Origin of the sequence: Anaeromyxobacter sp. SG66 (assembly GCF_022690805.1) — a bacterium.
Taxonomy (GTDB): domain Bacteria; phylum Myxococcota; class Myxococcia; order Myxococcales; family Anaeromyxobacteraceae; genus Anaeromyxobacter; species Anaeromyxobacter soli.
Genome location: NZ_JALCZC010000036.1, coordinates 1 through 12,948, shown reverse-complemented (window position 1 = coordinate 12,948; position 12,948 = coordinate 1). Strand labels below are relative to the sequence as shown.

The window sequence follows — 12,948 nt, the reverse complement described above, 5'->3', positions numbered from 1 at the left end:
GAGCGCCGCCGCGTCCCCGCGACCCTTGGGCGCGCGGCGCCGCGGACATGGTCAGGATCCGGGCGGCGTCTCCGCGTCGAGCCTGCCGACGGCGGCCGTCGACGCGACGATCGCGATCGCGCGGAAGAACAGCCCGACGACGGGGATGACCAGGACCGCGCCGACCGCGACGCCCAGCCCGAGCGTCTCGAATCGGTGGCGCTCCGTGAACGCCACCTCCTCGCGCCACGGACGCGTCAGGCGGTCCAGGAACCGCGCCAGCGCCGAGAAGGGCCGCAGGACCCACGCCGCGCGCCCGGCGCGGGCGAGCAGGCGGGAATACCAGGGCGAGGGCCCGCCGGTGCGCGGGCCGGAGAGGACCTCGATCGGCAGCTCCAGCGCGTCCACGACGAGCCAGTAGAAGGCCCACGCGCCCGCGAGCAGGGTCGCCTCGAGCGTGCCGAACGGCAGGATCCGCACGAGGATGAGGAGAGGCGCGATGCCGATCGACACCACGATCGCCTGGCGCAGCGCCTTGGCGCTCTCGGCGACCACGAGGCGGACGTAGCCGACGTCGGCGAAGGCGTCCTCGCCGGGCGGGAGCCCGAGCGCGCGGCGCGCCTCGAGGGCGACGCGCAGCCAGAGCCGCTGGAGCAGCGTCGGAGGCATGGAGGCGAGCGCGACGAACGTGACGAGGAACGCGTGGAAGGTGCCCGCCGGATCCGGATCGTCGGCGCGGGCGGTGGCGAGCGTGGCGAGAAGCGCGCACCCCGCGAAGGTGATCGCCGTCGGCACGAGCGCCGCGCGCCGGAGCGCCGGGTCCCCGGCCACGAGCCGCGCCGCGTGGAGCACCTGCGCGACCCCGTAGAGCGCGCGGTCGAGGCGCGAGACGCGCGGGGCGGCGGCGGGGTTCGACGCGTACCAGGCGATGGCGCGAGCCGCCGCGCGGGGACCGTCGAGCGGCGGGGGCGCGAGAGGGTCCTCCGGGGGAAGCGTCGAGCCCGCCCCCGTCACCGCGCGAGCTCCCCGAGGAAGCTCTTGCCCGTCTCGTGCCGCACGCCGAAGAAGTCCGAGACGGTCGCGCCCAGATCGGCGAACGAGCCGCGCGTGCCGAGCGCCCCGCCGCCTCGTCCGGGCGCGTGGACGACGAGCGGCACGTACTCGCGCGAGTGATCGGTGGAGGGGGTGGTGGGATCGCAGCCGTGGTCGGCGGTGATCGCGGCGACCTCGCCGGGGTGGAGCTTTCCGAGGATCCGCGGCAGGGTCCGGTCCAGCTCCTCGAGCGCGCGGGCGTAGCCCACGGGATCGTTCCGGTGCCCGTACAGCATGTCGAAGTCGACGAGGTTCACGAACACGAGCCCGTGGTCCACGCGGTCGAGGAGCGCCTCGGTCTTCGCGAGGCCGTCCGCGTTCCCGGCCGTGTGCACCTCGTCGGTGATGCCCCGGTGGTCGAAGATGTCCGGGATCTTGCCGACCCCGAACACCGGCACGCGCGCGTCGACGAGCTTCTCGAGGACGGTCGGCCCCGGCGTCGCGAGCGCGAAGTCCTTGCGGTTGTAGGTCCGGACGTACCTGCCCGGCGTGCCGACGAACGGGCGGGCGATGACGCGCGCCACCTTGAACGGATCGAGGATGCGTCGCGCCGCGCGGCACCAGGCGTACAGGGTCTCGAGCGGGACCGTCTCCTCGTGCGCCGCGATCTGGAACACCGAGTCCGCGGAGGTGTAGACGATGGGCTTCCCCGTTCGCTGGTGCTCCTCGCCCAGCTGCTGGATGATCTCCGTCCCGCTCGCGGCCACGTTCCCGAGCACCCCCGGCGCGCCCGTCTCCCGCAGGAAGGGCTCCAGGATCTCGGGCGGGAAGCCGTGCGGGTGAAGCGCGAGCGGCTCGGAGAGGACGATCCCCATCATCTCCCAGTGACCCGTGATGGTGTCCTTGCCCTTCGAGCGCTCCGCCATGCGGCCGTGGAAGGCGACCGGCGAGGGCTCCGGCGGCACGCCGAGGATGGAGGTCAGGTGCCCGAGCCCCATGCGGCCCATCACCGGGAGGGCGAGGCCTCCGACGGCGCGGCTCGTGTTGCCGAGGGTGTCGGAGCCCTCGTCGCCGTACTCGCGCGCGTCGGGGAGCGCGCCGCAGCCCACGCTGTCGGCGACCAGGATGACGAAGCGGCGTCGGTCCATGCCCGGATCCTAACCGGCCGGCGCCGGCGCGACGCTCAGAACGTGCCGAGGACGATGTCCACGCAGGCCGAGGCGCCGACGCGGCTCGCCCCCGCGCGGATCATCGCCAGCGCCTGCGCGGCGCTCCGCACCCCGCCCGACGCCTTGACCCCGAGTGCCCCTCCCACGACCGCCCGCAGGAGGGCGACGTCCTCGACGGTGGCGCCGCCGCCGCCGAAGCCGGTGGAGGTCTTCACGTAGGAGGCGCCGGCGCAGCGCGCGAGCGCGGCGGCGACGACCCGCTGGTCGCGCGTGAGCTTCGAGGTCTCGAGGATCACCTTCACCGGGACCCGCGCGGCGGCGACCACGCCGCGGAGATCCTCGAGCGCCGCCTCGTACCGCCCGGCGAGCACCGCCGGCAGCGGGAGCACGACGTCGATCTCCTCGGCTCCGGCCGCCGCCGCCGCGGCGGCCTCCGCCGCGCGGGCCGCCGGAGTCCCCTCCCCCCGCGGGAAGTCGGCGACCGCGATGGGCTGGACGGCGGTGTCGGCGAGGAGGAGCCGCACCTGCGGGATGTGGGCAGCGTGCACGCAGACGCCGGCGAACCCGTAGGCCCGCGCCTCCGCGCAGACGCGCGCGACGTCGACCTCGGTGGCGCCGGGGGCGAGGAGGGTGTGGTCCAGGTACGGCGCGAGGTCGCGCGGCGTCCGGATCGTCGCGGGGTCGACGGTCCTCATCGATCCTCGCTCGCGCCCGCGAGCTTCACGAGCCCGCTCGCCTCGCCGGGCGCCTCGTCCACGCCGCAGCCGTCCTCGTCCTCCTCCGCGTCGAGCCAGGGATCCTTGCCGGTCGCCGCCGCCACCTTCCCGGCCAGGTCGCGATCGAGGAGGTGCGAGGGGACCACGCGCTTGAGGGCGTGGAGGAGGTTGCCCTTCACCGCGGCGTGCTCTGCCGAGAGCTCCGCGATGAGCCCCTTCACGCGCTTGCGGCGCAGGTTCGGCTGCGAGCCACACAGGTCGCACGGGACGATGGGGAACTGCATCGCCGCGGAGAACGCCGCGATGTCCTCCTCGGCGGCGTACGCGAGCGGACGGATGACCACGTTCCTGCCGTCGTCGGAGCGGAGCTTCGGGGGCATGCTCTTCAGCGCGCCGGAGTAGAGCGCGCTCAGGAGGAGGGTCTCGATGAGGTCGTCGCGGTGGTGGCCGAGCGCGATCTTGGTGCAGCCCATCTCGGCGGCGGCGTTGTAGAGAACGCCCCGGCGCAGCCGGGAGCACACCGGGCAGGTGGTCTTGCCCTCCGGGACGAGCCGGCGCACGACCGAGTAGGTGTCGCGGTGGAGCATCCGGTACGGGACGCCCACCGACTGGAAGTGGCGCTCGACGATCTCGGCGGGGTATCCCGGCTGCCCCTGATCGAGGTTCACCGCCACGAGCTCGAAGTCGATGGGCGCGCGCTCACGCATCCGCATGAGCAGGTGCAGCAAGGTGTAGGAGTCCTTGCCGCCGGAGACGGCGACCATGATCTTGTCGCCGTTCTCGATGAGGTCGAAGTCGCGGATCGCCTCGGCGGCCGCGCGCAGGAGCCTCTTCTCGAGCTTCGACAGGTCGTGCATCGGGCGGACTCTATAGCAGCGATGCGCCGGCGTGCGCACCCCGGGGCCCCCGGAGATTTTCGTTTGACGCCACCGTCGGCCCTGCGATAAAGGCGCGGGTTCCGACAGGAAATATCGAGGGGAGCATGCCTGCGAAGGACCTGGGCACCAAGCACATCTGCTTCAAGTGCGGCACGAAGTTCTACGACCTCAAGAAGCCGGAGCCGCTCTGCCCGAAGTGCGGGGCGGACCAGCGGCAGAGCCCGGCCTTGAAGTCGCCTGCGCCCTCCGAGCGCCGCCAGCGGGCGGCTGCCCGTCCGGTCGAGCCGGAGCCGGTGGAGGCGGACACCGAGCTCGACGAGGAGGTCGAGGAGGCGGAGCCCGACGAGGACGTCGCCGCCGAGGACGAGGACGAGCCGTAGTCCGCGGCGGGCCCGGCGACTACGGGTACGCGATCTCCAGCGTCGCCGGCCCGCTCGCCGGGACGACCACGGTCGCGATCTTCTCCCCCAGCACCTCGTGCCACGCGATCGCCGTGTAGCGGCCCGGCGGCACGCCCGCGATCCCGAAGCGCCCCTCTCCGTCGCTCACCGCGTGGTAGGGCGTGTCCACGACGAGGATCCACGCGCTCATCCAGGCGTGAACGTCGCACCCGACCCTCACCGGGCCCGGTCGCGCGAGCGTCCGCTCCACGCGCTGCCCGGGGCCCGGCATCGGCACGTTGAACGTGGTCGCGACGCCCGACCAGCCGTGCACGTTGTGGAGGATGGGGTCTCCGTTCAGGAGCGCGAGCGTGGAGCCGACGGGGGCCGCCTGCACGTGCGGCACGAACCGGCAGCCGCGCTGGTCGAGGGTCACGGCGCGCGGCTCCTCCTTCGCGCCGGGGGCCACGATCCGGACCACCACGTTCGCGAGCCCGCCCTTCCCGACGAGCACCGACTCGTCGGGCGCGGCCTCGCCGCAGGCGGCGCGGTCCTTCGTGACGGGCTGGGCGGGCCGCGGCGGCGGCGTCGCGCCTGCGTAGCGCACCTGCCCGCGGAGCTCGCCCGCACGAGCGAGCGCGGGCACGAGGGAGGCGGCGGCGAGGAGCAGGCTCGCGGCGACGAGGAGCGGACGGGGAGCGGGCATCAGGGCAGGGGTCCCGGGCAGAGGTGCGACGGAGCGAATAGCCGCCCCGGGGCCCGGCGGCAACGGGCGCGTGCTCCCCGGTCCGGTGATCTTCCGCCACGGCGGCCGGCCCCCGAACGCGACGTTGACCCCCGGGCGAGCCGTCGCTAGGTCCCACTCGCCTGCACTCTCGCAGGCCCCCGGGACCCTCGTGACGATCGCCACCGCCCCCGCCCGCGCGCGCCCCTCCCCCCTGCAGGTCGCGAAAGACGTCCTCCTCCTCGCCAAGCCCCGCCTCTCGGGGCTCGTCATCCTCACCAGCGCCGGCGGGCTCGCGCTCGCGCCGGGCGACATCGGCGCCGCCCGCGCCGTCCTGACCGTCCTCGCGACGGCCGCGGTCGTGGGCGCCGCGAACGCCCTCAACTGCTGGATGGAGCGCGACATCGACGCGCGCATGCGTCGCACCCGCGACCGGCCGCTCCCCGCCGGACGCCTCGACCCGTTCACCGCGCTCGGGCTCGGGATCATGGTCCCGGTCTTCGCGCTCCCCGTGCTCGCGCTCGTCGCGAACCCGCTCACCGCCGCGCTCGCGTTCGTCGCGATCGTGACCTACGTCGCGATCTACACGCCGATGAAGCAGCGCTCGACCCTGGCGCTCCTGGTCGGCGCCGTCCCGGGCGCGATCCCGCCGCTCATGGGCTGGACGGCCGTCACCGGAGCGCTCGACGCGGGCGGGCTCGCCCTCTTCGCCCTGCTCTTCGCCTGGCAGCTCCCGCACTTCCTCGCGGTGTCGCTCTACCTGCGCGAGGACTACGCGCGCGGCGGCCTGCGCGTCTTCTCCATCGTGCACGGCGAGCGGGCGACCCGCGGGTGGATCGCGGCGACCTCGGTCGCGCTCGTGCCGGTGTCGCTCGCGCTCGTGCCGCTCCAGGTCGCGGGGCGGCTGTACGGCGCCTTCGCCGCCCTGCTCGGGCTCGCGCTGGCCGGGTACGCGCTCGCGGGGGTCGGGCGCGAGGGCGGCCGCTGGGCGCGGAACTTCTTCCTCGCCACGATCCTCTACCTGACGCTCCTGTTCGTCGCGCTCTTCCTCGGCGCGCGCTAGCGATGCGCGTGCCCGCCGCTCGCCCGGCCACTCCGCCCGCGCGCCTCGCGATCGAGGGCGTCGCCGTGCGGCGCGGCCACCGCGAGGTCCTGCGGGGCGTCTCGCTCGAGGTGCGCCCGGGCGAGATCTTCGGCCTGCTCGGGCCGAACGGCGCCGGGAAGTCCACGCTGTTCGCCATCCTCGCCGGCCTGCTCCGCCCCGACGCGGGGCGGTTCCTCCTCGACGGGCGCGCGATCGCCCCCGGCGCGCGGAGCCTCCGCAGCGCCGCCGGGATCGTGTTCCAGGATCCCGGCCTCGACGGGAAGCTCACCGCCGCGGAGAACCTCCGGCTGGGCGCGGCGCTCCACCGCGTCCCGCGGCGCGAGGTGGGCGCGCGCGTCGCCGCGCTGCTCGAGGAGGCGGCGCTCGCGGACCGCGCCCGGGAGCCCGTCGACCGGCTCTCCGGCGGGATGCGGCGCCGGCTGGAGCTCGCCCGCGCGCGGATCCACGAGCCGCCGCTGCTCGTCATGGACGAGCCGACGAGCGGGCTCGACGCCGCGGCCTTCCGGGCGTTCTGGGCGCGGGTCGCCGCGCTCCGCCGCGAGGCGGGGACGACGGTGGTGCTCACGACGCACCGTCCGGACGAGGCCGAGCGCTGCGACCGCCTCGCGGTGCTCGCGCGCGGCCGGATCGTGGCGTGCGACACGCCCGAGGCGCTCCGCGCCCGCGTATCGGGAGACGTGGTCGTCGTCGAGGCGGACGACCCGGAGGCGATCGCCGCGGACATCGGGCGGCGCCTGGGGCTCCCCGCGCGTGTCCGCGCCGACGGCGTTCACGTCGAGCGGGAGGCGGCCCACGAGCTCGTGCCACGCATCGTGGAGGCGTTCCCGGCGGGGAGGCTGCGCAGCGTCTCGGTCCGGCGCCCGACGCTCGCCGATGCATACCTCGCCATCACGGGCGAGGCGCTCGAGGAGCAGCCCGCGGCAGAGGAGGACGCGGCCGGACGGACGGACCGGAGGAGGGCGGTGCGCGCGGTCCCGGCTGCGACCTCGACCGCGACCTCGACCTCGACCTCGACCCCGACCGCGACCGCGACCGCGACTCCTAGGCCGGTCCCCCGCGCCCCCGGCCTCCCCATCCTCCGCGCCCTCGCCTTCGATCTCGCCACGGTCGCCGTCCTCGCCCGGCGCGACCTCGTCCGGTTCTTCCGCCAGCCGTCGCGCCTCGTGGGGGCGCTCGGGCAGCCCGTGATCTTCTGGCTCGTGATCGGCTCCGGCTTCGGCGAGACGTTCCGGATGCCGGGCTCGAGCGTGCCGTACCTCGCCTACTTCTTCCCGGGCGTCGTCCTCATGGTCGTGCTGTTCGCGTCGATCTTCACGACCGCCTCGGTGATCGAGGACCGGCACCGCGGCTTCCTCCAGTCCGTGCTCGCCGCGCCCGGCTCGCGCGTCGCGCTCGCCGTCGGCAAGACGCTCGGCTCGGCCGCGGTCGCGCTCACGCAGGCCGCGCTCTTCCTGGCGCTCGCGCCGCTCGCCGGCTTCGGGTACGCGAGCGTCCACTGGCCGCTGCTCCTCGGGGCGCTCGCGCTCGCCGCGGTCGCGCTGGCCGCGCTGGGCTTCGCCGTCGCGTGGGGCCTCGACAACGTGCAGGGCTACCACGCGATCCAGATGACGCTGCTCGTGCCGCTCTGGGTGGTGTCGGGCGCGATGTTCCCCGCCCCCTCGGGCACGGGCGCGCTCGCCGCGGTGATGCGCGCGAACCCCCTCGCCTACGCCGTCTCCGCCGCGCGCCGCGCCCTCGGCGGCCCCGCGGCGCCGGGCGCGCTCGCGGGCTCCGGCGCGCGGGACCTCGCGGTCTGCGCGCTCTTCACCGCCGCCGCCCTCGCGCTCGGCGCGCTCGCCACCCGGAGGGCCCCGCGATCATGAGCCTCGGCGAGGTGCTGCCCAGCGTGAACGCCACCCTGAACGGCCTCGCGTTCGTCCTCCTCCTCCTCGGCTACGTCGCCATCCGCCGGGGCCACCGCGAGCGGCACCGGGCGCTCATGCTCTCCGCCTGCGGCGCGTCCGCGCTGTTCCTCGTCGGCTATCTCACCCGCATCGCGCTCACGGGCACCCACAGGTTCCCCGGCGGGGGCCCGCTCCGCGCGGCGTACCTCGCGGTGCTCACGAGCCACACGATCCTCGCGGCCCTCGCGGCGCCCCTCGTCCTGCGCACGCTGTTCCTCGGCCTCCGGGCGCGCTTCCCGAACCACCGCCGGATCGCCCGCTGGACGCTGCCGATCTGGATGTACGTGTCGGTGACCGGCGTGGTCGTGTACGTGATGCTCTACCACCTCGCCCCGCGGGCCGGCTGAGCCGGGAACGCGTCGCGGGGCTCGCGCTGCGCTAGCATCGCAGCCATGCGCGTCCGCTCCCTCCTCGCCCTCCTCGGCCTCCCGCTTCTCCTCGCCGCCTGCGAGAAACCCGCCCGCGTCGACGTGGAGCCCACCTCGCTCCGCTTCGGGCTCCGCGGCCAGACCGCGCCGCTGCACGCGACGCCGCGGCTTCGCGACGGCAAGCCCGTGCCGAAGGAGGCCTGCCGCTGGTCGTCCTCCGACGAGAAGGTGGCGACCGTCACCGGCCCCGCCAACGATGCGATCGTCACCGCGGCCGGACCGGGAACCGCGACGATCCGCTGCACGATCGGCGAGGCGAAGGGCGAGGTCCCGGTGATCGTCCGCGTGGTCTCGCGCATCGCCGTGAAGCCCGCCTCGGTGGAGGTCCGGATGGAGGACGAGCCGCGGCCCGTGGCGCTGCAGGTCGAGGCGTTCGACGACGCCGGCGCGCCGGTGCTGGGCCGCGTCGCCTACACCCGCTGCGCCGACGAGGGCGTCTGCCGCGGCGACGGTCGCGGCCAGCTCTGGGGAGTGAGCGCCGGCAGCTCGACCGCGATCGTCGAGGTCGAGGGAGCGCGCGCGGAGATCCCGGTGAAGGTGGTGGACGCCCGCACGGCGGAGGGAAAGCCGAAGCGCGTGACCGGGAACCCGATGGACGCCATCGAGAAGGAGGTCCGGCAGCGGGAGGCGGAGGAGGCGAAGAAGAAAGGAAAGTGAGGAAGGGCGCGGCGGCGGGGCGACCCCGGCCGCAGCACTGAGTCCGACCCCGACCTCGCCGTCGACAGCGACCTCGACCCCGACCCCGACCTCGACCTCGACCTCGTCGTCGACCCCGACCTCGACCGGCCGGCTCGGTCTCGACCTCGCCGACGCGCCGTCCAGAAAGCAATCGCCCCGCCCGCTTCGCGCGGACGGGGCGAACGGGGCTCCGAAAGCGGAGGAGGCTACCTCGAGAGCGCCGCCGCCTCGCTCGCGTGCGAGCCGCGCGGGCAGAGCTTCGCGTACGCGCCGAGCCGCTGCTTCGCGCGCTCGGTGCGCTGCACGTCCGCCTCGAGCTTGCCCGAGCCCCACAGCGCCTCGCAGCTCGCGGGATCGCGCTCGAGCGCCTTCTCGTAGAGCTCGACGAGCACCTCGCGCTTCGCGCCGCGGGCGCGCTCCGCCTCGGCCATCTCCACGTAGGCGACCGCCGCACCGCCCGCGCCGCCCTGGCCGTACTCGTCGATCGCCTGCGTGAGCTCGACGAGCGCGCCGGGGATGTTGTCCTTCGCGCGGTGGAGCTTCGCGAGCGAGACGCGCGCGTCGGGGAACGGGCGGCCGAGCTGGATCGCCTTCTCGTACTGGCCACGCGCGAGGTCGGCGTCGCCGGCGGCGCGGTAGGCGTCGCCGAGCAGCAGCGCGAGGCGCGGGCTCTCGCCCACGCGCGCGACCGCGCGCTTCAGGGTCTCGAGCGCCTGCTGCGCGCCGCCCTCGCGCGCGAGCTGCGCGCGGACGAGGTCGGCGTAGAGCGACACGCGCTGCGGATCGATCGACACGGCGCGCTGGAGCGCCTCCACCGCGCCGGCGGCGTCGCCCTCGCGGAGCTTCCGCTGGCCGACGAGGTGCGGAATCTCGGGGCTCGAGGGATCGAGCTTCGCCGCCTGCGCCTCGGCCGCGGCGGCGTCCGTCGCCTTGCCGGACGCGGCGAGCACCGCGCCGCGCAGGGCGTACGCGAGCGCCTGCTGCGGCCGCGACGCGGCGGCCTGCGGCGTGAGGACGAGCTCCGCCGCCTTCCCGCCCTCCTCCACCTGGCCACGGGCGACGAGCACCTCCGCCTTCCCGAGGATCGACCAGACGTGGTCCTTCTGGATGCGGAGCGCGTAGTCGTAGAAGCCGGTCGCCGAGAGCTCGTAGCCCTCGCCGCGGCGGCGGAACTGCTCGCCGAGCAGGTACGCGATGCGCACGTCGCCGGGGCTCGCCTTCTGCGCCTTGCCGAGCACGTCGCGGGCGCCGTCGAGGTCGCCCTCGCGCAGCAGGATCGCGCCGAGCACGCCCTGCAGGAACGGGCTCTGGTTGCCCTCGCCGCCCTGGAGCACGGCGTTCACGACCTCCTTCGCGCCGGCGGCGTCCCCGCCGTACAGCTTCAGGTACGCCTCCGCCGCGACGAGGTGCGAGTGGCGCTGCCCGAGCTGGCGCGCCGCGTCGACGTGCTTCACTGCCTCGGCGCGGATCGCGTCGCCGTCGCCGTGCTCGCCCGCGCGGAGCGCGTCGACGTAGGCGAGGAACGCATGGCCGGCGATCGACTTGTCGTCGTGCTCGAGGATCTGCTGGAGCTTGCCCGCGGCCTCGACGTAGCTCGCGTGCGCGTCCTTGTCGAGCAGCGGCAGCGTGTCCTTGAGGAGCCGGTCGATCGCCTCGATCCGCTCCTTCCGCGCGCGGTTGAAGAGCACCCAGCCGCCGAGCGCCACCGCGAGCACCATGAACAGCGCGACGGTGGTCACGAACGTGCCGCGCTTCGCCCGCTTCCGCGGCGCCGCGCCGGGCGAGAGCTGGAACTCCTGCGTCGCGTACTTGTCGGCGAGCTCCTGGGCGTAGACCGCGCCGCGGGCGCGTGTCGCCGGAACCGGCGTCGGGGTGGGGACCGGGACGTCCTCCTCGAGCATGGACGCCGCCGGGCGTGCCGCGGTCACGCGGGCGGTGGTCGCGGCCGGACGGCCCAGGGCGGGCGGCGCGACGCGCGGGGCCACGGGCGGCGCGTCCGGCCCCGTACGGGGCCCGGCCGGGGGCGCGGCGGCGGGAGCGGGTCTGGCGACGGCGCTGATGCCGTACTTCTGGAGCATCTCCCGGATCTCGGGATCGTTGGGCGCGGCCTCGGCGGCACGGCGCAGCGCCGCCTCGCCCGCCTCCCGCTCGCCGAGCCGGAGGTGCAGGCCGCCGGCCATGCGCAGCGCCGCCACGAAGGTCGGGAAGGCGGCCAGGACGCCCTGGAGCTCCTCGAGCGCCTTCCGGTCCTTCCCCTGATCGGCGTAGACCTGCGCGAGCAGCACGCGGGCCGAGGGGTCGTCCGGATGGGCCTTCACGCCCTTCTTGCAGACGACCATCGCCTCCATGTACCGGCCCATGGCGAGGTAGGCCTCGGTCAGCGGGCGGTACGCGTCGGAACCGGGATCCGCGGCGAACGCGTGCTCGAGGGCGGAGAGCTCGGCGGGCGTGAGTTGCTTGGCGGGGTTGGGCATGGGGGCGGGTCGGGTCTAGCAAGGGTACCCGGGCGAGTCAAACGGTGCTTGACACGTCCCGGGCGCAGCCGCTATGAAGCGCGTCCTCGACGGCGACGAAAGTTTTCGTGGGGCTGTAGCTCAGCTGGGAGAGCGCTAGAATCGCACTCTAGAGGTCGTCGGTTCGATCCCGATCAGCTCCACCACTCCGAGAGGGCCCGGCGGAAACGTCGGGCCCTCTCCCTTTTTCACTCACATCATCGGCGCTCTCCCGACCCGCGCGCACGCGCGGGTCCGCCGCCGGCGCCGTCCACGAGGTGGAGCGTGCGCGTCGGGAAGGCGAACGAGGTGCCCGCCCGCTCCACCACCTCCATGAAGCCGAGGAGCAGGTCCTGGCGGATGGCGGTGAACTCGCCGAAGTCCGCGGTCTGGAACCAGGCCACCACCTCGACGTTCAAGGCCGACTCGCCGAGCGCGGTGAAGCGGACCGAGACCGCGTCCGGCCAGATCTTCGGGTGCGCCCGCAGGAGGCCCTCGATCCCGGCGAGCACCTCGCGAAGCTGCGCCGCCGTCGTCGCGTAGGCGAGGCCGAGGTTCGCGAGGAGCCGGATCCGGTCGCGGGGGGCGAACGTCTCGGTGCGCAGATCCGCGAGCTTGCCGTTCGGGATCGTCACGATCGTGCGGTCGAGCGTCCGGATGCGCGTAGAGCGCATCCCGATGTTCTCGACGGTCCCGAGGACGTCCTCGACCTTGATGAAGTCGCCGGTCCGGAACGGCTGGTCCACGCCGATGGAGAGCGAGCCGAAGAGGTTCTCCACCGTCTTCTGCGCCGCGAGCGCGAGCGCGATGCCGCCGATGCCCAGGCCGGCGAGCAGGCTCGCGACCTGGAACCCGAGCTCGTTCATCACGGCGACGACGCCGAGGGCGAGCAGCACCACCTTGGAGACCTTGCGGCCGACCGGCAGCATTCCCGCGAGGCTCGGGCTCGCCCGCGTCCAGGGGGACGCCGCCATGACCGCGAACGCCACGTTCACGGAGCGGAATCCGGCCCAGAAGAACGCGAGGTAGGTCGCGGCGCGGAGCAGGTGGTGCAGGACGAGCTCGGGGCCCTCGGGGAGCGCGAGCCAGGACTGGAGGACCGTCACGACCGCGATCGCCCACAGCGCGGTGAGCGGCGCGGCGACGCGCTCGAGGAGCACGTCGTCCCAGGTCGTGCGCGTGCGCGCCGCGAGGTGGCCGAGGACGAGGCGCGTGAGCCAGCCGAGCAGCGACCCGAGGATGACCGCGAGGAGGAAGAGCGCGGGGAGCGCCAGCCACTGCCACCAGAGCAGGCCGCGAGGACCCTCGGCGAGCAGCGGCGCCGGGAGGTGCTCCTCGAAGAACGGGCGCGCCGCCTCGCGCTCGACCGCGGCGCGGGCGGCCTGCGCGGCCCGCTCCGCGCGGGCGGCGCGCTCCGCGGCGCG

General features: G+C 74.8%; 12 protein-coding genes and 1 tRNA gene. 6 read left to right on the top strand and 7 right to left on the bottom strand.

The features are described from left to right. Positions 1 to 51: 51 nt before the first annotated feature. The 4 genes from MNZ39_RS12085 to ttcA are packed head-to-tail and all read right to left on the bottom strand — an operon-like array spanning position 52 to position 3,753. Complete coding sequence (locus tag MNZ39_RS12085) at positions 52 to 993, bottom strand: EI24 domain-containing protein (RefSeq protein WP_242338745.1); 942 nt, start codon at positions 991 to 993, stop codon at positions 52 to 54. Beyond that, the gene (locus tag MNZ39_RS12080) at positions 990 to 2,159 is read right to left on the bottom strand and encodes a phosphopentomutase (protein ID WP_242338743.1); all 1,170 of its coding nucleotides are present in this window, start codon (positions 2,157 to 2,159) and stop codon (positions 990 to 992) included. The genes MNZ39_RS12085 and MNZ39_RS12080 overlap by 4 nt, the downstream gene beginning before the upstream one ends. A 35-nt stretch (positions 2,160 to 2,194) precedes the next feature. Further along, positions 2,195 to 2,875 (bottom strand): deoxyribose-phosphate aldolase, encoded by a 681-nt coding sequence (deoC, locus tag MNZ39_RS12075; protein ID WP_242338741.1) that lies wholly within the window; start codon positions 2,873 to 2,875, stop codon positions 2,195 to 2,197. Beyond that, on the bottom strand, positions 2,872 to 3,753 hold the full coding sequence (ttcA, locus tag MNZ39_RS12070) for a tRNA 2-thiocytidine(32) synthetase TtcA (protein ID WP_242338740.1): 882 nt from the start codon (positions 3,751 to 3,753) through the stop codon (positions 2,872 to 2,874). The genes deoC and ttcA overlap by 4 nt, the downstream gene beginning before the upstream one ends. Before the next feature lie 125 nt (positions 3,754 to 3,878). Between ttcA and MNZ39_RS12065 the strand changes: the two genes are divergently transcribed. After that, positions 3,879 to 4,154, top strand: coding sequence for a TIGR02300 family protein (locus tag MNZ39_RS12065; RefSeq protein ID WP_242338738.1), 276 nt, complete (start codon positions 3,879 to 3,881; stop codon positions 4,152 to 4,154). A gap of 19 nt (positions 4,155 to 4,173) precedes the next feature. Here the strand turns inward: MNZ39_RS12065 and MNZ39_RS12060 are convergent, their stop codons facing one another. Then, positions 4,174 to 4,860, bottom strand: a complete 687-nt coding sequence (locus MNZ39_RS12060; RefSeq protein ID WP_242338736.1) for a carboxypeptidase regulatory-like domain-containing protein — start codon at positions 4,858 to 4,860, stop codon at positions 4,174 to 4,176. A 190-nt stretch (positions 4,861 to 5,050) separates the two neighbouring features. On the opposite strand from MNZ39_RS12060, the gene cyoE reads away from it, so the two are divergent. Genes cyoE through MNZ39_RS12040 form a run of 4 tightly spaced genes read left to right on the top strand, consistent with a single transcriptional unit; the run spans position 5,051 to position 9,011 of the window. Continuing rightward, entirely contained in the window at positions 5,051 to 5,941 is an 891-nt protein-coding gene (gene cyoE, locus MNZ39_RS12055; RefSeq protein ID WP_242338734.1) for a heme o synthase, read from the top strand. 8 nt (positions 5,942 to 5,949) lie between these two features. Continuing rightward, the gene (locus MNZ39_RS12050; protein ID WP_242338733.1) at positions 5,950 to 7,845 is read left to right on the top strand and encodes an ABC transporter ATP-binding protein/permease; all 1,896 of its coding nucleotides are present in this window, start codon (positions 5,950 to 5,952) and stop codon (positions 7,843 to 7,845) included. After that, a complete protein-coding gene (locus tag MNZ39_RS12045; protein ID WP_242338731.1) occupies positions 7,842 to 8,273 on the top strand; it encodes a DUF420 domain-containing protein in 432 nt (143 codons plus the stop codon). The genes MNZ39_RS12050 and MNZ39_RS12045 overlap by 4 nt, the downstream gene beginning before the upstream one ends. 45 nt (positions 8,274 to 8,318) lie before the next feature. Next, a complete protein-coding gene (locus tag MNZ39_RS12040; protein ID WP_242338729.1) occupies positions 8,319 to 9,011 on the top strand; it encodes an Ig-like domain-containing protein in 693 nt (230 codons plus the stop codon). Positions 9,012 to 9,238: 227 nt separating this feature from the next. Here the strand turns inward: MNZ39_RS12040 and MNZ39_RS12035 are convergent, their stop codons facing one another. After that, positions 9,239 to 11,506, bottom strand: a complete 2,268-nt coding sequence (locus MNZ39_RS12035; RefSeq protein WP_242338727.1) for a tetratricopeptide repeat protein — start codon at positions 11,504 to 11,506, stop codon at positions 9,239 to 9,241. A gap of 109 nt (positions 11,507 to 11,615) precedes the next feature. Here MNZ39_RS12035 and MNZ39_RS12030 point away from each other — a divergent pair. Continuing rightward, positions 11,616 to 11,691 (top strand) — tRNA-Ala (locus MNZ39_RS12030). Positions 11,692 to 11,742: 51 nt separating this feature from the next. On the opposite strand, the gene MNZ39_RS12025 is transcribed toward MNZ39_RS12030, so the two are convergent. After that, on the bottom strand, positions 11,743 to 12,948 hold a 1,206-nt coding region (locus tag MNZ39_RS12025), incomplete at its 5' end, for a mechanosensitive ion channel family protein (protein ID WP_242338725.1).